This window comes from Desulfosoma caldarium (assembly GCF_003751385.1).
Taxonomy (GTDB): Bacteria; Desulfobacterota; Syntrophobacteria; order Syntrophobacterales; family DSM-9756; genus Desulfosoma; species Desulfosoma caldarium.
Window position 1 is genome coordinate 12,795 of record NZ_RJVA01000011.1, and the last position, 18,617, is coordinate 31,411.

The window sequence follows — 18,617 nt, forward strand, 5'->3', positions numbered from 1 at the left end:
TTTCAAGGGCTTGCGAGAATCAATGATTGACGATTCGGCGGATGGCGCTTCCATAAGCGGCGGCGAGATCGTGCAGAAAGGCCGCGTCTATGGGGCCTTTCCATGTGGTAAGTTCGAAAAATCTTTTTGGAAGAACCACCTGGTCAGGGTCAAAGCCGGAACGGAAACGCAGGTGCCATCGCATGGCCTGCACTTTTTCGCTCAAAGATGCCAGGTTGTGAGCGGCTTCTTCATGGCCCAAGAGGTTCAGGGCTTCCTGAAGCCGGTCCTCGGAGTAAAGCTTGCGGGCAAAGAGGCAGGCCACCATGGAGGTGAGTTGGACGCGACGGCGTTCTTCTTCCATGAGATAGGCTAGGGCTTCATCGACGGACTTTTGCCCGGTGTTTTGGTCATAGCTGTAGCCGGCGCTGTCTAGATGGGAATGCCGAAAACCGTACGCTTGCGACACAAAAAAGACTTCCCCCGTGGCGTAGCCGGCCATTTCTTGGCCGAGCACACAGGCGAAGTCTTGTCCGCCATAGAGGCTTGCCGCATGGAGGGTCCCTCGGCCCAGCGCTCGATAAAAATCGTTGGTTCCCCCCGCCAGGTGCGCCAGAGCCCGGTCATAGGCTTCGGCTTCGCCGAATCGAAGGGGTCCCAACGTTTCTTTTTCGCTGAGCAGGCCTTTTTCAAAGGCTTCCGTGGCCCAGGCCAGACTGACGCCTGCGCTAATGGCATCCAGGCCGAAGCGTTCCATGGATTCCAGGAGCCGTAGTACCTGTGCCGCATCGGTGATTCCCAGCATGGATCCGGCCGCAAAGATAGGTTCGTGATCGTAGGAAACCTGGCGGTAGATGTATTCGTGTTCTTCGCCAAAACGTTCCCGCAACAATCCGATATGGATGCAACCCACAGGGCATCCCGCGCATGCGGTCTGCCTCAGAAGCCGGTCTTGGGCAAAGTGTTCCCCGGATATGAATTGGGCGCCTGGATCCTGAGTGGCCTGAAGGTTTCGCCAAGGCAAGGCTCGAAGGGCATTCAATGGAAGAACGTTTTCCGGTGTTCCCAAGTCATGGTACTTGCGCATGATGGGAGAGCGCACGGCTTCTTGGTAGATGGTTTTGTAAAACGTTGCATAAGCCTTGGACGTGGGGACCGCCACACTTCGATCCCCGGAAACCAGGATGGCTTTGAGGCGCTTTCGCCCCATGGCGGCGCCACAGCCCAAGCGACCGAAATGGCGATAGGTGTCGACGTTGATGGCGGCAAAAGCCACCAGGTTTTCTCCCGCCGGACCGATGCGCACAATGCTTCGATGGCCGCCTTCGCCCTGATGGATTTTTCGCACCCACTTGCCCGTGGCCAACGTGTCCATACCCCACAGGTAATGGGCGTCCAGGAGGCGAATTTCTCGGGAACCCAAGGTCAAGAGGGTTGGTGAGGCCGCCACGCCTTGAATCACCAGGGCATCGTAGCCGGAAAAACGCAAAGCCAGGGCCAGTCGCCCTCCGGCATGGCTTTCTGCGTATTGGTTGTGATAAGGCGAAAGGAAACCCAGCACCACCTTGCTCATGAGCGGTAGAAAGCCGCTCAAAGGGCCGATGGCAAACACCAAGGGCTGTTCTGGATCATCCCACGGGGCGCTGGGATCGCCGAAGGCTTCAAAAAGCGCCGCGGCAAGCCCGCTGCCGCCCAAATGGTCATGGACGGCGCCGAATGTTGTGGGCTCCGATTGCCCTGTCGTCAGGTTCACCACAAGGACTCGAAAGGAAGATGACATGGGATGTCCTTATTTAAGAGCTTACCTTAGGATTCATGGTCGGCGAGGGATGGCGTCTCAGCGGCTCCACGCACCTCGGCCATTTCCAGACAGTCGTGAGGACAAAACGCCGTGCAGCGGCCACAGTGAATGCAGACGATGGGGTTGAGGCTTTCAGGATCCACCCAGACGGCTTGCACCGGGCAGGCTTCGGCGCAGGCGCCGCACCGAATACACAACTCCCTTTGGACCTTGACGCCACCGCCGGGCCGCTGCGCAAAAGCTCCGGTGGGACACACCGCAACACACGGTGCCGGATCGCACGCCAGGCACAACTGGGCATCAAAGCCCGTGCTGAGCCCTCCTGAACTCCGAATGTGTATCCCCGAATGCAACCAGGAAAGACACCGGTGCACCAACCGCGCGCAGGCCAGCGCACAGGAATAACATCCGATACAGCGCTCCATGTGGGAGGCTCGCAAGATCTTCATAACGCATCCCCTTTAACGGTTAAAAAGTCGGCGAATGGCTTCGCGCCGTTCGGGGGAAAGCTCGTTCCATCGCTGAAGATCCGATTCGACGCGGCGCCGTTCTTCCGGGGAGATCTGTTGCCATTGTTGCCATCGCTTTTTGTAAAGCTGCTGCTGCTGCGGTGGAAGGCTTTTATATTCTTTCAGCCGGCGCCGAAACACGTCCTTTTGTTGGGGCGGCAAAGACTGCCATTCTCGGTATTGCGGTGGAGCCTTGGATGCGTTTTGAAAGGGGTCAAAAGGGTTTGAGGTTCTTTTCTCATCATCGTGGCCTTTGGCATAGAACTGAGGCCTCGATGGGACAAAAGAACCCGAGGCCGAACCTTCCCTGAAAGATGCGAAAGCTCTGGGTGTGACGGCCCAGGTCCAGGGCGCTGAACCCAAGAGCAAGGCGCCCAGGAAAAGAAGAAGCCCAATACGGCGGGCTGTGATCGATGAAGACGAAGCGCCGAGTGCGTTGAGGGTCCTGGAAAGGCGAGCGCGCTTAAGCATAGGTTTCTTTTCCCAGGTGCGAAGAAACGGGGGCCGGCGCCGTATTGGGAGCCTCCGTTGAAGCAGGATCTTGGTCCGGTTGATCGACCACGGTTACCAGTTTTCGAATGGTCTCAAGGTCCTTAAGGAACTCCAGGTTTTCCACCACCTCTTGATCCTGCGTTGCCACGGCCGTCGGTGCCGGTGCCGTGTTCATCTCCGCCGTTTTTCGAGGCAACCCTTTCCACGAAAGGCCGGCGACCATCACAGCGGCACTCAAGACAAGCCCCAGAGCCCACGCAGGCCTGAGCCCAAAGCGGCGCCACAGGGAAAGTGCCTTGGTCGAGGGGCTCGCGCGGCCCGCATTATTCAGGGCCCAGCGCACTCGGGCCTTCATGCGCGCCGCGTCCGATTCGGCCATGGGTTCTGGTTTTCCGGCAGCTTTGACTTGCTGCAGCACACGCTCGAGCCGTCGGCGTTCGGCCATGCAAATGTCGCACTGGGCAACGTGAACGCTCCACCGGGAACGCCGGCCTGTGGGCAATTCATCGAACAGATCCAAGATGAGCATCTCTTCAAAGTCTTTGCAGCCGTTCATGGCGTCATCCCTTGTCCATCTTCGCCGTAACCCATGGCCATCATGCGGTCCCTGACGGTGCGCGTGGCGCGAAACAGATGGGTTTTGACCGTTCCCAGGGCCATGCCGGTTGTCTCGGCGATTTCCGCGATGGTCATTTCCTCAAAGACCTTCAACACAAAGACGGTGCGTTGCTTTTCGGAAAGACCTTCCATGGCCTTGCCCACGTCCCGCGTCAATTCTTTCGTGGATAAGGTTTCTAGAGGATCCTTAAGTGCTGCGCCGTCCGAATTGCCGGGAAGATCCAAAGGCCTCTCTTCGTTCTCCTTGTTTTTAAAAAAGCGCCATGGAAGGATGAACTGAAGGCGCCGGTTTTTTCTCTTCAGAGCCAGCCGGCTCGCATTGATGGCAATGCGGCGAATCCACGCTCCCAGGGAAGATCGGCCTTCAAACTGGCCGATTTTTCGAAAAACCTGGATGAAGGTTTCTTGCGTCACGTCCATGGCTTCATCGCGATCGAAACCGCACAGAGGGTACGCCACGGTGAACACCATGTGTTGATACGCCGCGATGATGGCATCCATGGCGTCCGCATCGCCCGCCTGGGCTCGACGCACCAGGTGCCATTCATCTCCTGGCTCTACGGCCGAGTCGTTGCCCCCGTCCGCTTTGTTCGACGCTTGAGCGACCAAGGGCTCATCCGCAGGCACATGAAAAGAGTGGGTCACCGAAAAGCCTTCCGTGCGGGGATCATGGCGCGGGGGCGAGCCCCCTAAGCACGCCGGTTACCAGCGGCCGCCCGTTTTAAAAATGAGGGACCATCCCCAATTGTCCACGTAACCGCCCACATAGGGGCCTCGTGGCGCCGGGTAATATCCGCACGAAGGATAACACGATTTGTAGTGATGGTACACAACCACACGCCGTGGAGGCGGCGGAGGGGCGTACCGATAGGGCTTGTATGGGTAATAATGGTGCACCACCGTCTTGGGGGGTGGGCACGGAGCCGGAACGTAGGCATAATTTTTGGCATGTTTCGGTTTGTGCGCTTGGGCCTTTGGCACACCACCCACCGCCATCAGCGCCAAAACAAGGAAGACGATCATCCAAGCTTTTGTTTTCTTCGTCATCTTCGCGCTCCTTTAATGGGAATCCTATCGTCCACGCCGTGACACCCTTTCTGATGACTTATCCTTTCAAAGAGTTTACGTGGGATTGGGAACCGATGCAGAACATGGTCATCGACTTGCCCTTAGGTGGAAACTGTGCCAAGGTACTTTGGAAGTGTCGGAAAAGGCGACATGAACCACACCGTTGTCACCCATTTTACGCCGGAGAAAGAGGAACAGACCGATGATGCATGTGCTGGTGGTTGGCGCCGGTGCCATGGGCTGTCTTTTGGGGGCGCGCTTTGCCATGGCCGGTGCGCACGTCCTTTTGCTGGATGTGGATGTGCTCCACGTGGAAGCGATTCAACGCCATGGGCTGCGTCTTATTGAGCTCAACGGAGACGAAAAAATTGTCCCCATTGAGGCCTCCTTTGCTCCCGTGCCCTCCAAGCTCGGCGCCGATCTGGTTTTGGTCATGGTCAAGAGCTATGCCACTGGCGAGGCGCTGCGGTTGGTCCATTCCCAATCCATCACGCCGGGGACGGTTTTCCTAACACTACAAAACGGGCTTGGAAACGCCGAAAAGCTGGCGGACCTTGTGGGACCGGAACGAGTCCTCGTGGGGGTGACGGCCCAGGGGGCCACCAAAGAGGGGCCGGGAGTGGTGCGCCACGGCGGGGTCGGCCCGACTTTCTTTGGCAGCTTCTCGGGATTCACACCGCCGAATCTGGAAAAGATTGTGAACCTCTTTGTCGCATCCGGACTCGAAGCCTCTTACCGACAAGACATTGACCGCCTCCTGTGGCAAAAACTTTGCGTCAATGTGGGCATCAATGCCATCACGGCCCTCTGCGGGCTGACCAACGGGCAGATACCCGCCATGCCGCCTGCCCGCCTTCTGTGTGAGGCGGCGGTCCGCGAAGTGCTTAGGGTGGCCCGCGCCGAAGGGGTGCGCCTTGACGAAGATGAGCTGGATCATGTCCTGGCCGTGGCCAAGGCCACGGGCAGCAACCGTTCATCCATGCGCCAGGACGTGGAAGGACGAAGACCCACCGAAATCGAAGCCATCAACGGCGCTGTTGTGCGCTATGCGCAAAAACACGGCCTATCCGCCCCCATCAACTGGACCCTCACCCAATTGGTCAAAATCAAGGAGGGAACCTATGGCCACGGAACAGACGCCTGATACGCATCCCGTGAAATCCGACGATCGAATCACCGTCCCGGGGATCATGGCGGCCAAAGGCCGTCGCAAGCTCACCATGCTTACCGCCTACGACTACTGCACGGCTCGGTGGGTGGATCGAGGGGGAGTGGACATGATCCTGGTGGGAGATTCCTTGGCCATGGTCATGTTGGGCCATGAGGACACGCTCTCGGTGACCATGGAGGAGATGCTGCACCACACGCGCGCGGTGGCTCGAGGCACTCAACGGGCCTTGGTTGTCGGGGATATGCCTTTTTTGTCGTATCAGGTCAGCGTGTCCCAGGCTGTGGAAAATGCCGGGCGTTTTCTGAAAGAGGGGCGGGCTCAGGCCGTCAAGCTGGAAGGCGGCGCTTCGGTGTTGAAGCAGGTGGAGGCCATCGTGGAAGCGGGCATTCCGGTGCAGGGGCATTTGGGTTTGACCCCCCAGAGCATCGCGAAACTGGGCGGATTTAAGGTGCAGGGAAAGGACGAAGAAGCGGCCAAAAAACTGGTGGACGACGCCATCGCTTTGTCCCAGGCCGGCTGTTTCAGTTTGGTTCTGGAAGCCATACCGGCGCAGGTGGCCCGGCGCATCACAGAAGCCGTGCCCATTCCCACCATCGGCATCGGCGCCGGGCCGGCCTGTGACGGCCAAGTCTTGGTGATCCATGACCTGGTGGGACTGTTTGACCGGTTTCTTCCTCGCTTTGTGAAACAGTACGATACGTTGGGACGAAGACTCGAGGAGGCGGTGAGCCGATACCGGCAGGAAGTGGAATCCGGCGTGTTTCCTGGTCCGGAACACTCCTTTGGAACGATTCAATAGCCCGGCGGTTTAAAAGGTCGTGGAAGAGCCGCGCTTGGAACCCTTTTCTTTGAAACGGTGAGTCTTTGGGGGGCGCGGGTGTGAAAGAAAAGGTAGCTGCTAGGGATTTCCAGATCCACCATTAAAAAAAGAAAAAACCTCGCTGGCGGGGCTTCCCGCCTATCTCGACCTGGCACATGCGGAAGGGATGCGCCATGCCATCAGGCGGCATGTGAAGATTCGGGAGAGGGGCCGGCAAGGTTGGGGTGATGAGCACATGGTCATGGCGCTGATTTTGCTCAATTTGGCAGGGGGAGCGTGTGTCGCGGATCTCGATGAGTTGAAGGTCGACGAAGGGTCATGCCGAATGCTTCGTCAGGTGGAGCCCTTTGGGCTGGCCAGGCGTTGTGGTCGCGACGTGGTGAAGGTGTTGAGAGCCCCGCGGGCCCAGGGCCCCGCCAAGTTTCGCCGGTCAATAGGGGGTGATTTGGGGAAACGCGCTCACCTTGCCCGGCCCGACGCCTCGTGATTATTTTATTGATAAAGCGTTTGAAGGAGGCCGCGATGAAAAAACAACAACGCGTATGGCTTGTTGTGTTCCTCATGGCCATGCTTATCGGGGTGCTGACCGCTTCCGGCTCCGTGCTCGCCCAAGAACCAGGATTCACCCGCCAAGATCGAGATCTGCTCATCGAATTGCGCACCCGCATGCTGGAAATCGACAAACGCTTTGAACAAATCAACAAGATCTTTGAACAGATCGACAAACGCTTTGAACAGATCGATAAGCGCTTTGAACAAGTGGACAAACGCTTTGAGCAAGTGGATAAACGCTTTGATCAGCTCATGCACTTTCTGTACATTCTCGCCGGCATTTTCACGTCCCTGGTGGTGGCGGTCATCGGCTTCGCCTATTGGGACCGCCGGACCATCGTCTCGCAAGCGAAAAAGGAGACCAAGGAAGATCTGGAGCGGGAAGGCCGTCTTCGGGACGTGATCCTGGCCCTGCGCGAATTTGCTGCCAAAAACGAGGATCTGGCATCTATTCTCAGGAGCTATCATCTTCTCTAGCTGCCCATCCTTTTGCATCTCGGCGCCCCACGCTTTTGCATGCCTCTTTTCACAGGCCTTCAGAGAGGAAAGCTTGAGCCGGGGGCGCGATCCAGCATATGGTCCCGAAAAGCACCGGGGCGCACAAAAAGCGTGCGCCCCGCCTAAGGACTCTCGCGTTTTTGCCCTACTCGGAATTTTCCTCCCCCCCCACGCCCGCGAGGACACCTGAGCGCACCGCCCATAGAGTCCCTTTTCACGGCGTGCCGCCGCGCGCCAAACCTCACCGCATGCCCGCGACCCTTTCCGCGGCAGGCGATACCCGAACTCCCTGAGCCGCCGCGGGTCCCGACGCGGGTTTTTCGGCACGCGCACACACAAACCCAAGGACACGCGGCACCCCAAAAGCCGTTCCACGTCTTTTCGAGCGATCTGCCCAACTTCTTTGAGCTGCGGGCCCCCTTTGCCGATCACGATGCCCCCTAGGAAATCCCGCTCCGCATAAATAGTGGCCTCGATGCGGAGGAGGTTTTTCTCGGCCTGCTTGCGAAAGACGTCCACGGTCACGGCCGTGGCGCAAAGAATTTTCTCTTCTTTCAGGTGAAATGCTTTTTCTCATACGATTTCTGACACCAAAAACCGTTTCAGCTGATCTGTCACGGCATCGTTCGGATCGTATTGAGGCCCTTCGGGAAGCCATTTTTCCAGTTCGGCCAGGAGCTGCGGCACGCCATCTCCCGTAAGCGCCGACAGCGGCACCACGGCCCCAAAGGATCGCGGGCCGGCATGAGATTCCATCATGGGAAGCCGCGCGACGTTGTCTTTCAAAAGATCCACTTTCTTGAGGACGAGCACCACCGGAGGAATTTTCCCTGCTTGACACCCGACAATGGTATTGGTAGCAAATTCGCGACCAGGTGCCGTATGGCTTAATAGGGAATCCCGTGAAAATCGGGAACGGGCCCGCCGCTGTGATCGGGAACGAAGGCTGCTATCAAAAGCCACTGCCCTTTTCGACAGGGTGGGAAGGCGCAGCCGGTAGGATGATCCGAAAGTCAGAAGACCTGCCTGGGTCAAGGGTTTGGGCAAGCCCTCGGGTGCACAGGGCATGAGCCCACGAGACCGCCGGATGAAAAAGGGAGATCCCGGGTTCTTGAGGAACTCGGGATTTTTTTGGCCATGTGGTCGCGGGCCCCCACATGGAACTCTAGGAAAGGGGGGAACCATGCGGAGCATTCTGGAAAGGAGAGGAACCTTCGAAGCCAGCTTCATTGCCGCGGACCGCACAGGGGCGCTTTCTGTGATGGGCTTCAGGCCGCTCCAGGTTTTTCGACAAAAACCTTTTTGGGCCAAGCTTTTGGGGTTGTTTTTATTTGTCATTCTGGTGGCGATGCATGCGATGCCGGCTCACTCGGCCGATTCAGCCGTACGGGAGGTCGAAGATGTGGTGGTGACGGCAACCCGAACGGCGGTTCCCAGGCAGCATCTGGGGATTTCCACCACGGTCATCACGGAAGAGGACATTCAGGCGCGCCGAGCCACCGATGTGGCGGAATTGCTTCGAGATGTGGCCGGGTTTCAGACCATTCGGTTTGGGTCTCCCGGTTCCCAGACCGTGGTTTTCCCCCGGGGGGGCGAACCCAACTATACCCTGGTCCTCATTGACGGTGTGCAGGTGAACCTGGGCGGTGGCGATTTTTACTGGGAAAATCTTTCCACAGACAATATCGAACGGATTGAAATCGTTCGAGGTCCACAAAGCGCGCTGTATGGGTCCGACGCCATCGGTGGAGTGGTTCAGATCTTCACCAAATCCGGAAGCGGCCCCGCGTCCGTGGAAGTGTCCACGGCCCATGGACTTCGATCGGACCGCGGTCGCTATTTTGGGGAACAAAAAGTGCGCGTTTCCGGTGGCACCGACCTTTTCGGATACTCTGCCGCCTACGGTCGAAGGGACGACGGTGGCATTCTGAAAATCAACAACGATTATTGGAATAACACTTTCAGCTCACGGTTTGATTTCTTTCCCAAGGACACTTGGGAAGTGAGCCTCGTGGGTCGACTGAGCGACAGCCGCTACGAATACCCCACGGAAAGCGCAGGGGATAAATATTCTCCCTTGGATCCAAACCAGACCCAACGGGAACAAGATGTATTGGTGGGTGTGTCGGCCAGAGTGCAAAGCACGCCCTGGTGGGAAAATGTGGTCAGTGTGGGATATCATCGCAATCTGCGCCGCAATCTGGATCCCTTCAATGAAGAAACCGATTTTGCCGAATCCTATGGGCGCTACAACGAAGTGCGGGCGACAGTGGACTATCACGCCAACCTGAACTGGAAGCCGACGGAGGCGGTGACTTCGGTCCTGACGGTGGGTTACGAACGGGACCAGGAAGACTATGCGCAGGAAAGCATCTACTTCGATACGACAAAGCTCAATGCAGACCGGACCAACGATGCGGTCTACGTTCAGGAACAGCTGAGCCTTTTGTCGCGCCTTCACCTGGTGGCGGGATTTCGGGTGGAAGACAACAGTGCCTTTGGCACCAAGGTGACACCGCGAGGCGCGGCGGCCTTTGAACTTCGCGAGACGGGAACAACCTTACGGCTGGCGGCAGCCAAAGGCATTAAGGAACCCACGTTCTATGAAAACTACGCCAACGACTCGTTCACCTTGGGCAATCCCGATTTGGACCCTGAGAGGGCCACATCCTGGGAAGTCGGGCTTTCCCAGCGTCTGGGCTCAAGGCTTCAGGCTTCAGCCACCTACTTCGAAAGCCGATACAAGGACCTCATTGCTTATGTCCCCACCCCTTTTCCCGCGCCTCCTGAAAGAGTGCCCAATTTTTACAATATTCAGGCCGCCAAAAGCCGTGGCGTGGAGCTGAGCCTGGAAGGGCGTGTGCTAGAAAACACCGCGGCGGGTATTCATATGACCTGGCTGGAGACGGAAGTGACCGATGACGGGGGGTTGAGTTCCATCGCTTTTCAGGAGGGGAAAAAACTGCTGCGGCGCCCGAAATTCAGTGCTTCCGGGTGGGTGGAGACCCGGTGGAAAAATTTGCACTGTCGTTTCATCGGCCACTACGTGGGAACGCGTGACGATGCGGACTACAGGGACTGGACGATGCCACGGCGTGTGAGCCTTGACGATTATTTCCTGCTAGATGCCGTGGTGTCCTATCGTGTGCCAGTGCCGGCTCCCGCAAAAGACTTGGAAATTTTCCTCAAAGGGACAAATATCCTGGATGCCGATTATGAGCAGGTGTTTGGGTATTCCACGCCGGGGGCGGCGTTCATGCTTGGCGCATCCATGAAATTCTAGAGGGGTGATAAAAGATGACCGGTGATCGGCGCGTTTGGCATAAATCCTGGCCTGAGCCGGCCCGGCGTGCCCTATTTGGCGTTTTTTTGGCCCTGATTTTGGCGGCTTCCCGGGTATACGCCAGGGATGGGGTGGATCTGGTGGGCCGACGGGTTAACCTTCCTGAGGTGCCCCAAAGGGTGGTGACTTTGGCACCCAGTCTTACCGAGATGGTTTTTGCGCTGGGTGCCGGTCCTCGGGTTGTGGGTGTCAGTCGCTACAGTAATTATCCGGAAGCCACACGCGATCTTCCTCGAGTGGGATCCTATGTGCAGCCGGATGTGGAAAAAATCGTGGCTCTGAACCCGGACCTGTGCCTCGTCGTTAAGGACGGAAACCCTAGGGAGGTGGTGGACAAACTGGAACAGGTCGGCATTCCCGTTTACGCGGTGAACCCAAAGAATCTGGACCAGGTCATGGAAACCTTGATCGCACTGGGCGAGGTGCTTCAGGCACGGGATGCCGCCAAAGCCCTGGTGGCCGATATGAAACGGCGGCTTCATGCCGTGGACGAACGTGTTCGGCGTGTGCCGCAAAGGCCCGGGGTTTTTTTCCAAATCGGGGTCTCGCCCATCGTTTCCGTGGGAACGGAAACCTTTGCCCATGAGCTGATCACACGGGCAGGGGGACGAAACCTGGCCGAAGGCCCGGAACCGTACCCTAGGTTCACCGTGGAAGAGGTCATGGCGCTGCGGCCGGACATCATTGTCATATCGTCCATGGAACGGGACCAGACGTTTGAGCGGGTGCGGCAGCAGTGGCTGCGATGGCCAAACATTCCGGCAGTTGCTTTGAACCGTGTGGTTTTGGTCGCATCGGATCTTTTCGACCGGTCCGGGCCCAGGCTTGTTGAAGGGCTCGAACGACTCGTCACCATTCTTCATCCGGAACTTGACTGATGGCCGTATCTAACCGTCTCGAAACCCCGATGGGGATCGTCACGCCGGCACGCCTTGTGGCCGTGACGCTGATGTGCGCCGCGGGGCTTCTCGGGGCCATTGTTTTTGGTATGGCGGTGGGCTCTTCGGGCACGGACTTTACCGCGGTGTTTCGGTCCCTTCAGGGAAAGAAAGCCTTGGAGGCTACCCAATGGACCATTCTCTGGCGTTTGCGCTGGCCTCGGGTTTTGATGGCCATGGAAACGGGGGCGGCTTTGGCTTTGGGCGGGCTGGTGTTTCAGGCATTGCTACGAAACCCTCTGGCGGAACCGTACATTCTGGGCACATCGGGTGGGGCGGCGGTCGGGGCCATTCTCGGTATTCTTATGGGCCTGTCCCCGTTTCCCGGAGTTGGGGCGGCCGCCTTTGCTTCCAGCGCTCTGAGCCTGGCCTTGGTCGTTCTCCTGGCTTCCGGCCGCGCCGGGCTGCGCCGGGAGGCCCTGCTGCTTTCGGGGGTCATGGTCAATGCCTTTTGCGGAGCGCTCATTTTGTTTTTCGTTTCCACCACGCAGGATGCGCGCCTGCACACCATCCTTTTCTGGCTGATGGGAGATTTGTCCCGAGCCGACATGGCGGTGGTATGGCGCTTGGGTGCCGTGCTGGCCGTATGTGCCGTGATCCTCTTCGCCATGGCTCGGCCCATGAACGTGATGCTCATGGGCCGAGATGTTGCAAAAAGCCTAGGTGTGTCCGTCACGTGGATGCGGCTGTTTCTTTTGGGGGTGACCACGGTCATGGTCAGTGCGGCGGTTTGTGCCACAGGACTTTTGGGATTTGTGGGCTTGGCGGTGCCCCATGGCTTGCGCCTTCTTTTTGGCCCGGACCATCGCGTGCTCGTGCCTGCGTGTTTTTTGGGCGGAGGTGCCTACCTGATCGGTTGTGACGCCCTGGCTCGCTGGATTCCTCAGCACGGAGAGATGCCCGCCGGGGTGGTCACCGCCTTGATAGGAGCGCCCTTGTTCATTGTGCTTTTGCGGCGAGCGACCCGATGAACACCGTAGTGTCCGTGAACGATGTGAGTTTTGCCTACGGGACCATTCATGCCTTACGTCGTGTGTCTTTGTCCGTGGCCGAGGGGGAGTTTTTCATCGTGGCCGGGCCCAATGGATCGGGAAAGAGCACGCTGCTGAAGCTCATGGCCGGGCTGGAAAGACCCGCATCGGGCTTCGTTGAGCTCATGGGCCGCTCCATGGCCTTGTATCGTCGAAGAGAGCGAGCCCGCATCATCGCCTACCTTCCTCAAACCGTGCCCCTGGATTTTCCTTTTACGGCCCTGGAGGTGGTGCTCATGGGTCGGCATCCGCACCGGCATCTGTGGCCTTTGGAAGGTCCCGAAGACACGGCCAAGGCCATGGAGGCCATGACCCGAACCGCCGTGGCCCACTTGTGGAACCGCCCTGTGACGGCCCTAAGCGGCGGAGAAAGGCAACGCGTGTTTCTTGCACAAGCCCTGTGCCAGGAACCCCGACTCCTGCTTCTGGATGAACCCACCGCCGCCCTGGATCCCGCCCACCAGGTGCACCTCATGGATCTTCTCGAAGAACTGCGCCGGGAACGACGCATGACCGTGGTCATGGTTTCCCATGACATCAATCTGGCGGCCATGTACGGAGATCGCGTCCTGCTACTAAAAGGCGGCCGGGTCGTGTGCCAGGGAACTCCGGAAGAGGTTTTTACCTTTCGCACTCTGGAAGAAACCTACGGGTGCGTGGTGCTCGTGGACAGAAGCCCTTTGGGATGTTTTCCCAGAGTGACCTTGGTGCCAAAAAGATACTTGGATCAAGCCCGCCCAAACGCCATCGGGCACGGCGACGGAGGAAGGAACATGCCGAAGTCAAAGTGAAAGGCATCCTCCCATGAAAGGAGAGCGTGCACGAAAGACGCGGTGCCCATTGACAAAGGCAGGGGTTTTTGATTATGCAAGGTCGGCAACAGCGCCTCGAAGGCGCCATGAGGCACGGCACCATGCGGAACATGAAAGGCCACGAAGGTCTTCGCTTTGGAACGGGCGGGGAAACGTGGCCTTTTGTTTTGGATCGGATCTTGTGACCCCAGTCGTGGCGTGGCTGGTCCGCGGGGAGTGCAAAGACGTGAAGGAGGCTTGTGACCGTGGTGGCGTTTTTGGCCAAAGGCGGTGTGTTGGTGATTCCCATCATGGCGTGTTCCGTCCTGGCTTTGGCCATTTTCTTGGAGCGCGCCGTGCGTTTTGCCATGCTTCGGCGCCGCGGCCGTCACGTGGCGGATCGCGTCTCGGGTTTGGTGCAGGAAGGAAAAATACAAGAAGCCATGGAAGCGGCTCTCACGAGCCGATCCCCCATGGGACGGGTTTTGGCTCAGGGCCTGGAAGTGATCGAAGCGGATCGAGAGACGCTGGAAACGGTTCTTCTGCACGGCGTTGAAGAGGAGGTGCGGGGGCTGTCCCGGTACTTGCAAGCGCTGGCCACCATCGGCAACATCGCGCCTCTTTTGGGCCTATTGGGAACGGTCATGGGCATGATCAAAGCCTTCATGGCCATTCAGGAACTGGGTGGTAAAGTGGATGCCTCCATTTTGGCCGGCGGCATCTGGGAAGCCATGCTCACCACGGCCTTGGGGTTGTGTGTGGCCTTGCCCGTCATGGTGGCTCACAGCTTCCTCACAACCCAAGTGGATCGCTATGAAGCGCGGCTGCAAGACGGTGTGGTGCGGTTTTTCAAAAGCAAGTCCTTGGCGTGCGGAGGCTAGAAAAACATGCTTGTGCACCGTCGAAGAAAACCGCGCTACGGCGTACAGATGCCGCTTACGTCCTTGATCGATATCGTTTTCTTGCTTCTGATCTACTTTCTGCTCACCACCAATTTCATGACCGAGGAAGGCCTTCGCGTACACTTGCCTCACGCCGTTTCCGCCGTGGCTCAGGAAGACCGAGAACTTGTCATCACAGTGAGCCCTGAAGGGGATGTGTATCTTGGGGCCACGGCCGTTGCGTTGGATGAGCTTATGGAAGTGGTGAGGCAGCGCCTGGAAGCGGACCCCGAGACTGCGGTGGTGCTCAAGGCGGATAGAAGTCTGGTGTTGGATCGAGTGGTGCAGGTGATGGACACTATCAAGGCGGCCGGAGCCGCTCGGTTGCGTCTTGCGACAGAGAGGCCGTCTCCATGAGTTCCTCGACATCACGCCCCTTGCCTTCTTTTGGGGAAAAAAACGCACTGAGGACCCCTTCCATGCCCTCTTTATCCCGAAGGCGCGTGGATAATACCAAACGTCACATCTCCCTGCCCACGTCGACGGTTATGGCAGAAGCCCTCAAAGGCGACCAAGAATCCTTCCATTCTGGATCGCACCGGCTTTTGGGTTTGTTCCTTTTGGTTTCCGGCCTCCTTCACGGCATGCTTCTTGCCACCAATCCGCAGTGGTTTCGAAAGGAACCTTTGCAGGTGATCGAGTTGGAGCTGTCGCCACGTGCGGAACCCAAGGCGGAACGCGTGAAACACCTGGAGCCGGCACCTTCTTTGCCTATGCCCGATGTGAAACCTAAACCTCGGACAGAGCCCAAACCTCGGGTGGAGTCCAAACCTCAGGAAAAGCCGAGGCCTCGGATAGAGCCGAAGCCTCGGGAGGTTATCCCCAAGCCGCTTCAGCGCGTGAAAGTTCCACAAAAGGTCAAGAAGCCCAAGCCAAAACCCGCGGCGCCCAAGGTTGCTTCGGCGGTCAAAGAAACCTCGGTGCCGGCGGTGGACGACACGCCGTCGAGTGCGAGCACCACCACGACGCCCGTTGGTTCATCGCACGGGCAAACGGCGTCGAGGGCCTCCAACACCGAGGATGCCGTTAAGCTTTTTCTTGCTCAGGTGCGTCAGCGCATCGACCGCTACAAACACTACCCCTACGCCGCCAGGCGTCGCCAGCTGGAAGGGCGGGTGACCCTGCGGTTTGTGATTCGCCCGGACGGCACCATTGATAGCCTGGAAGTTGTCAAGGGATCCTCCTCAACGCTGCTGGACAAGGCAGCCTTGAAGGCCGTCAGAGACGCCTCGCCCTTTCCCGGGTTTCCCCGGGAAATTCTCGGTCGGCCTTTGGCCGTGCAGATGGCCCTGGTGTTTGAACTGACGTAAAGCATGGTCCAAGGCTTTGTGGAGGTTAATCGTTGGAGGAACTTCAAGACATGAGGAAAGCGAGTCCACGGAATGTCCCTAAAGAGAATCTGTGTGATTGACGGTCAGGGCGGCGGCATCGGTGCCGCCGTCATCAAGGCTCTTAAGGCCGCTTTTGGTGAAAGTGTGGAAGTGATTGCTCTTGGAACCAACGCCATTGCCACATCCCAGATGCTCAAAGCCGGCGCGAATCGAGGAGCCACGGGGGAGAGCGCTATTTGTTGGACGGTTTCCACGGCGGACTGTATTGTGGGTCCCATTGCCGTTACCTGGGCCCACAGCATGCTCGGGGAAGTAACCCCGAGAATTGCCGAAGCGGTGGCGTCCTGTCGAGCCATGAAAGTGCTCATTCCGTTATCCCAGGAAAAGGTCGAGATTGTCGGCGTCGTGAAGGAACCGCTGCCGCATTTAGTGCAAGCAGCGGTGGAGGGAAAAATCAAGGAGGTGATTCACGATGTGTGAAGCCAATGCCTATGTGATCAAAGACGGACAGGAACAACTCATTATGGAATCCGTGGATATCGTGGAGCCGGAAAGCGACGACACCTGGCGTCTGGTGGGGATTTTTGGGGATCGCAAAACCATTCGAGGTCGAATCAAACTGATGAACCTTGTGGATCATAAGATCCTTTTTGAAGAAAAATAGAAGCGCCAAGGACCGAAGTCCAGTGGCGCCGTCGCCGAAAAGGCGGCGGGCAGACGGTTCACAAGCCCATAAAGGCGGGCGGTGAGCCCGATGGTTCGTGGGCGTGTCGTGGGGGTGAGAAGGGCGCAGAGCGCCATTCCTCGTCCGGACCGCGGGCTTTCATGACGTCCGCCGAGCCAGCGTTGCATCTTTTCATAAAAACGGGGCCACGAAGGCTGCCGAGACCCTTTGAAAAAGGACGGCGCCCACGTGTGCCTTTTTTTATTGAAACATCAAGCGGAGAGGGCCACGGCATGCCCCTTGGACTTTCAGAATCCTTTTGGCGCAGGGCGAAAAAAAAGCAAAGGCTTCTTGTCGTTCTTACGGCAAGCACGGCAGCCTTGGCCGTCGTGGCGGTGAGCTTTGGGACGTATCCCATGAACCTCGTGCAGGTGGTGAGGTCTTTTTTTCGGCTCGTTGACGACACGCAGGCCTTGGTGGTGTGGAACATTCGGTTACCGCGCATTGCAGCGAGCGTTGCCACGGGGGCGGGGCTGGCGCTGGCGGGCCTTTTCATTCAAACCCTGTTGAGGAATCCTCTGGGATCTCCGTCCACGCTGGGGATCAGTCAGGGGGCGGCTTTTGGGGCGTCCTGTGTCATCATTTTATTCCAGGCCAGCCCCTTCTGGACGGCCGTGGCGGCCTTTGCCGGATCACTGGCAGCGACGGTGCTCATCGTGGTTTTGGGACGGCTTCGAGGTTTGACGCCGGAGGCCGTGATTCTCGCCGGCGTTGCCTTGTCTTCGCTCTTTGGCGCGGCGACGGTTCTGCTTCAGGTGTTGAGCGACGAGACCAGGCTGGCCATGGCGGTGGCCTGGAGCTTCGGCGATGTGGGCCGATCCAACTGGACTCAGATCGGGTGGCTCAGTGTGGCCGTGGTTTTTCTGTGGTTCATGGGATTTCTCTGGCGCTGGCCACTGAACGCGCTGGACATGGGAGAAGAACCGGCCAAGTCCTTGGGCATTTCCGTCGGAACCCTTCGATGGCAAGGCCTCATTGTGGCGGCTCTGGTGTCGGCCATGGCCACAGCCTTTCACGGTGTCATCGCCTTTGTGGGGTTGATTGCCCCTCATGCCGCTCGGCGCATCGTAGGGGCGGACCACCGATTCCTGGTTCCTATGACGGCGGTGTTGGGCTCGGGGCTTTTGCTTCTTGCGGACACCTTTTCCCGTGTGCTGTTGGGCACGGGGTCGTTTCCCGTAGGGGTTGTGACCTCGTTTCTCGGTGCTCCACTGTTTCTATCCCTTTTGTTGAAAAGGCGCTCATGATTCTTTCCGTTTTGGACATTGCCTTTCAGTACAACAGCCATGCCGTCCTACAAGGGGTTCGGTTTGACGTGTCGTGCGGCGAGCTGGTGGCGGTGTGCGGCACCAACGGCGCTGGCAAATCCACCCTGCTTCGTTGCCTCAACGGGATGCTTCAGCCTCGAGTGGGCACCGTCCTGTTGGAAGGCGAAGATTTGCGGGTATTGGGCCGTCGTGGTGTGGCTCGAGCCATGGCTTCTGTGCCGCAAAAGGGAAAGGATTCGGAACTCACCGTTTTTGAAGTGGTGCTTCTGGGGGTGCTTCCACACCGGCGTTGGGGACCGACCCGCCAAGACGTTCAATCGGTGGAAAAAATTCTCACGAGCATGAATCTGGCGGCTCTGGCTCACCGGCGTTTTTCAACGCTCAGCGGTGGCGAAGCCCAGAAGGTACTCTTGGCCAAAGCCCTCGCTCAGAAACCCAAAGTGCTCCTTTTGGATGAACCGACCAATCATCTGGATCTGAAAAACCAGCTGGAAATGATGCAGCTTGTCCGCCGTATTAGCCGGCAGCAGTCCTTGGCCGTGGTCGCCGCCATTCACGACCTCAACCTGGCCCTGCGCTACTGTGACCGAATATTGTTTCTGAAAGGCGGGCGCATCGAAACGGCCGTCACACCCGGCGATGTGACCGCGGAGCTCGTTCGCCGCATCTACGGCGTGGATGTGAAGGTGTGCCGCATCGAGGAGACTTTGGTGGTGGTGCCCAAAGGATAGAAAAAAGAGGA

Annotated in this window: 21 protein-coding genes, 1 pseudogene and 1 riboswitch; of the genes and pseudogenes, 14 read left to right on the plus strand and 8 right to left on the minus strand. The window is 58.2% G+C overall.

Features of this window, described 5'->3' with window-relative positions:
• Nucleotides 1–19: 19 nt before the first annotated feature.
• The 6 genes from EDC27_RS05900 to EDC27_RS05925 all read right to left on the minus strand — a co-directional run bounded on the left by EDC27_RS05900 (nt 20) and on the right by EDC27_RS05925 (nt 4,446).
• Nucleotides 20–1,759, minus strand: coding sequence for an aldehyde ferredoxin oxidoreductase N-terminal domain-containing protein (locus EDC27_RS05900; protein ID WP_123289710.1), 1,740 nt, complete (start codon nt 1,757–1,759; stop codon nt 20–22).
• Nucleotides 1,760–1,785: 26 nt separating this feature from the next.
• Nucleotides 1,786–2,229, minus strand: a complete 444-nt coding sequence (locus EDC27_RS05905) for a 4Fe-4S binding protein (RefSeq protein ID WP_123289711.1) — start codon at nt 2,227–2,229, stop codon at nt 1,786–1,788.
• A 12-nt stretch (nt 2,230–2,241) separates the two neighbouring features.
• Nucleotides 2,242–2,451 (minus strand): DUF3106 domain-containing protein, encoded by a 210-nt coding sequence (locus tag EDC27_RS17015; RefSeq protein WP_170161639.1) that lies wholly within the window; start codon nt 2,449–2,451, stop codon nt 2,242–2,244.
• A gap of 301 nt (nt 2,452–2,752) precedes the next feature.
• Entirely contained in the window at nt 2,753–3,337 is a 585-nt protein-coding gene (locus EDC27_RS05915; protein ID WP_123289713.1) for an anti-sigma factor family protein, read from the minus strand.
• Nucleotides 3,334–4,044, minus strand: a complete 711-nt coding sequence (locus EDC27_RS05920; protein ID WP_123289714.1) for an RNA polymerase sigma factor — start codon at nt 4,042–4,044, stop codon at nt 3,334–3,336. The genes EDC27_RS05915 and EDC27_RS05920 overlap by 4 nt, the downstream gene beginning before the upstream one ends.
• Nucleotides 4,045–4,101: 57 nt before the next feature.
• A complete protein-coding gene (locus EDC27_RS05925) occupies nt 4,102–4,446 on the minus strand; it encodes a hypothetical protein (RefSeq protein WP_123289715.1) in 345 nt (114 codons plus the stop codon).
• A 223-nt stretch (nt 4,447–4,669) separates the two neighbouring features.
• On the opposite strand from EDC27_RS05925, the gene EDC27_RS05930 reads away from it, so the two are divergent.
• The 3 genes from EDC27_RS05930 to EDC27_RS16485 all read left to right on the plus strand — a co-directional run bounded on the left by EDC27_RS05930 (nt 4,670) and on the right by EDC27_RS16485 (nt 7,487).
• On the plus strand, nt 4,670–5,611 hold the full coding sequence (locus tag EDC27_RS05930) for a ketopantoate reductase family protein (RefSeq protein ID WP_123289716.1): 942 nt from the start codon (nt 4,670–4,672) through the stop codon (nt 5,609–5,611).
• Complete coding sequence (panB, locus tag EDC27_RS05935) at nt 5,589–6,437, plus strand: 3-methyl-2-oxobutanoate hydroxymethyltransferase (protein ID WP_123289717.1); 849 nt, start codon at nt 5,589–5,591, stop codon at nt 6,435–6,437. The genes EDC27_RS05930 and panB overlap by 23 nt, the downstream gene beginning before the upstream one ends.
• A 543-nt stretch (nt 6,438–6,980) precedes the next feature.
• The gene (locus EDC27_RS16485; RefSeq protein ID WP_123289719.1) at nt 6,981–7,487 is read left to right on the plus strand and encodes a hypothetical protein; all 507 of its coding nucleotides are present in this window, start codon (nt 6,981–6,983) and stop codon (nt 7,485–7,487) included.
• Nucleotides 7,488–7,835: 348 nt separating this feature from the next.
• Here the strand turns inward: EDC27_RS16485 and EDC27_RS17020 are convergent.
• Both EDC27_RS17020 and EDC27_RS15785 read right to left on the minus strand, forming a co-directional pair.
• A pseudogene (locus EDC27_RS17020) lies at nt 7,836–8,033 on the minus strand (KH domain-containing protein); the annotation flags it as partial.
• A gap of 48 nt (nt 8,034–8,081) precedes the next feature.
• The gene (locus tag EDC27_RS15785; protein ID WP_148045692.1) at nt 8,082–8,324 is read right to left on the minus strand and encodes an ERA-like protein 1; all 243 of its coding nucleotides are present in this window, start codon (nt 8,322–8,324) and stop codon (nt 8,082–8,084) included.
• Between the two features lie 40 nt (nt 8,325–8,364).
• Nucleotides 8,365–8,552, plus strand: a riboswitch (cobalamin riboswitch).
• A gap of 139 nt (nt 8,553–8,691) precedes the next feature.
• Between EDC27_RS15785 and EDC27_RS05955 the strand changes: the two genes are divergently transcribed.
• From EDC27_RS05955 to EDC27_RS06005, 11 genes are all read left to right on the plus strand, one after another.
• Nucleotides 8,692–10,791 carry a TonB-dependent receptor plug domain-containing protein gene (locus EDC27_RS05955; protein ID WP_170161640.1) on the plus strand — a complete coding sequence of 700 codons (2,100 nt, stop codon included), beginning with the start codon at nt 8,692–8,694 and terminating at the stop codon, nt 10,789–10,791.
• Nucleotides 10,792–10,805: 14 nt separating this feature from the next.
• Nucleotides 10,806–11,729 (plus strand): ABC transporter substrate-binding protein, encoded by a 924-nt coding sequence (locus EDC27_RS05960; protein ID WP_123289720.1) that lies wholly within the window; start codon nt 10,806–10,808, stop codon nt 11,727–11,729.
• The gene (locus tag EDC27_RS05965) at nt 11,729–12,760 is read left to right on the plus strand and encodes a FecCD family ABC transporter permease (protein ID WP_245994302.1); all 1,032 of its coding nucleotides are present in this window, start codon (nt 11,729–11,731) and stop codon (nt 12,758–12,760) included. The genes EDC27_RS05960 and EDC27_RS05965 overlap by 1 nt, the downstream gene beginning before the upstream one ends.
• On the plus strand, nt 12,757–13,611 hold the full coding sequence (locus EDC27_RS05970) for an ABC transporter ATP-binding protein (RefSeq protein ID WP_123289721.1): 855 nt from the start codon (nt 12,757–12,759) through the stop codon (nt 13,609–13,611). Before EDC27_RS05965 ends, EDC27_RS05970 begins: the two co-directional genes overlap by 4 nt.
• A gap of 266 nt (nt 13,612–13,877) precedes the next feature.
• Nucleotides 13,878–14,492, plus strand: a complete 615-nt coding sequence (locus tag EDC27_RS05975; RefSeq protein ID WP_123290105.1) for a MotA/TolQ/ExbB proton channel family protein — start codon at nt 13,878–13,880, stop codon at nt 14,490–14,492.
• Between the two features lie 6 nt (nt 14,493–14,498).
• Nucleotides 14,499–14,909 carry an ExbD/TolR family protein gene (locus EDC27_RS05980; RefSeq protein WP_123289722.1) on the plus strand — a complete coding sequence of 137 codons (411 nt, stop codon included), beginning with the start codon at nt 14,499–14,501 and terminating at the stop codon, nt 14,907–14,909.
• Nucleotides 14,910–14,971: 62 nt separating this feature from the next.
• Nucleotides 14,972–15,862, plus strand: a complete 891-nt coding sequence (locus EDC27_RS16730) for an energy transducer TonB (RefSeq protein WP_170161641.1) — start codon at nt 14,972–14,974, stop codon at nt 15,860–15,862.
• A gap of 72 nt (nt 15,863–15,934) precedes the next feature.
• Nucleotides 15,935–16,363: a DUF3842 family protein gene (locus EDC27_RS05990; protein WP_123289724.1), complete on the plus strand. Its 429-nt coding sequence runs from the start codon at nt 15,935–15,937 to the stop codon at nt 16,361–16,363.
• On the plus strand, nt 16,356–16,547 hold the full coding sequence (locus tag EDC27_RS05995) for a CooT family nickel-binding protein (RefSeq protein WP_123289725.1): 192 nt from the start codon (nt 16,356–16,358) through the stop codon (nt 16,545–16,547). Before EDC27_RS05990 ends, EDC27_RS05995 begins: the two co-directional genes overlap by 8 nt.
• A 293-nt stretch (nt 16,548–16,840) precedes the next feature.
• A complete protein-coding gene (locus EDC27_RS06000) occupies nt 16,841–17,854 on the plus strand; it encodes a FecCD family ABC transporter permease (RefSeq protein ID WP_123290106.1) in 1,014 nt (337 codons plus the stop codon).
• Nucleotides 17,851–18,606 carry an ABC transporter ATP-binding protein gene (locus tag EDC27_RS06005; protein WP_123289726.1) on the plus strand — a complete coding sequence of 252 codons (756 nt, stop codon included), beginning with the start codon at nt 17,851–17,853 and terminating at the stop codon, nt 18,604–18,606. Before EDC27_RS06000 ends, EDC27_RS06005 begins: the two co-directional genes overlap by 4 nt.
• The last annotated feature ends 11 nt before the right edge of the window (nt 18,607–18,617 follow it).

Excerpts from the sequence above, each read along its gene's own strand:
- panB (WP_123289717.1), top strand. The coding sequence starts at position 5,589 with ATGGCCACGGAACAGACGCCTGATACGCATCCCGTGAAATCCGACGAT.
- EDC27_RS05905 (WP_123289711.1), bottom strand. The coding sequence starts at position 2,229 with ATGAAGATCTTGCGAGCCTCCCACATGGAGCGCTGTATCGGATGTTAT.
- EDC27_RS05930 (WP_123289716.1), top strand. The coding sequence starts at position 4,670 with ATGATGCATGTGCTGGTGGTTGGCGCCGGTGCCATGGGCTGTCTTTTG.
- EDC27_RS05990 (WP_123289724.1), top strand. The coding sequence starts at position 15,935 with ATGTCCCTAAAGAGAATCTGTGTGATTGACGGTCAGGGCGGCGGCATC.
- EDC27_RS05965 (WP_245994302.1), top strand. The coding sequence starts at position 11,729 with ATGGCCGTATCTAACCGTCTCGAAACCCCGATGGGGATCGTCACGCCG.
- EDC27_RS16730 (WP_170161641.1), top strand. The coding sequence starts at position 14,972 with ATGCCCTCTTTATCCCGAAGGCGCGTGGATAATACCAAACGTCACATC.
- EDC27_RS06000 (WP_123290106.1), top strand. The coding sequence starts at position 16,841 with ATGCCCCTTGGACTTTCAGAATCCTTTTGGCGCAGGGCGAAAAAAAAG.
- EDC27_RS05995 (WP_123289725.1), top strand. The coding sequence starts at position 16,356 with ATGTGTGAAGCCAATGCCTATGTGATCAAAGACGGACAGGAACAACTC.
- EDC27_RS05915 (WP_123289713.1), bottom strand. The coding sequence starts at position 3,337 with ATGAACGGCTGCAAAGACTTTGAAGAGATGCTCATCTTGGATCTGTTC.
- EDC27_RS05980 (WP_123289722.1), top strand. The coding sequence starts at position 14,499 with ATGCTTGTGCACCGTCGAAGAAAACCGCGCTACGGCGTACAGATGCCG.
- EDC27_RS05925 (WP_123289715.1), bottom strand. The coding sequence starts at position 4,446 with ATGACGAAGAAAACAAAAGCTTGGATGATCGTCTTCCTTGTTTTGGCG.
- EDC27_RS05970 (WP_123289721.1), top strand. The coding sequence starts at position 12,757 with ATGAACACCGTAGTGTCCGTGAACGATGTGAGTTTTGCCTACGGGACC.
- EDC27_RS05900 (WP_123289710.1), bottom strand. The coding sequence starts at position 1,759 with ATGTCATCTTCCTTTCGAGTCCTTGTGGTGAACCTGACGACAGGGCAA.
- EDC27_RS05960 (WP_123289720.1), top strand. The coding sequence starts at position 10,806 with ATGACCGGTGATCGGCGCGTTTGGCATAAATCCTGGCCTGAGCCGGCC.
- EDC27_RS06005 (WP_123289726.1), top strand. The coding sequence starts at position 17,851 with ATGATTCTTTCCGTTTTGGACATTGCCTTTCAGTACAACAGCCATGCC.
- EDC27_RS05955 (WP_170161640.1), top strand. The coding sequence starts at position 8,692 with ATGCGGAGCATTCTGGAAAGGAGAGGAACCTTCGAAGCCAGCTTCATT.
- EDC27_RS16485 (WP_123289719.1), top strand. The coding sequence starts at position 6,981 with ATGAAAAAACAACAACGCGTATGGCTTGTTGTGTTCCTCATGGCCATG.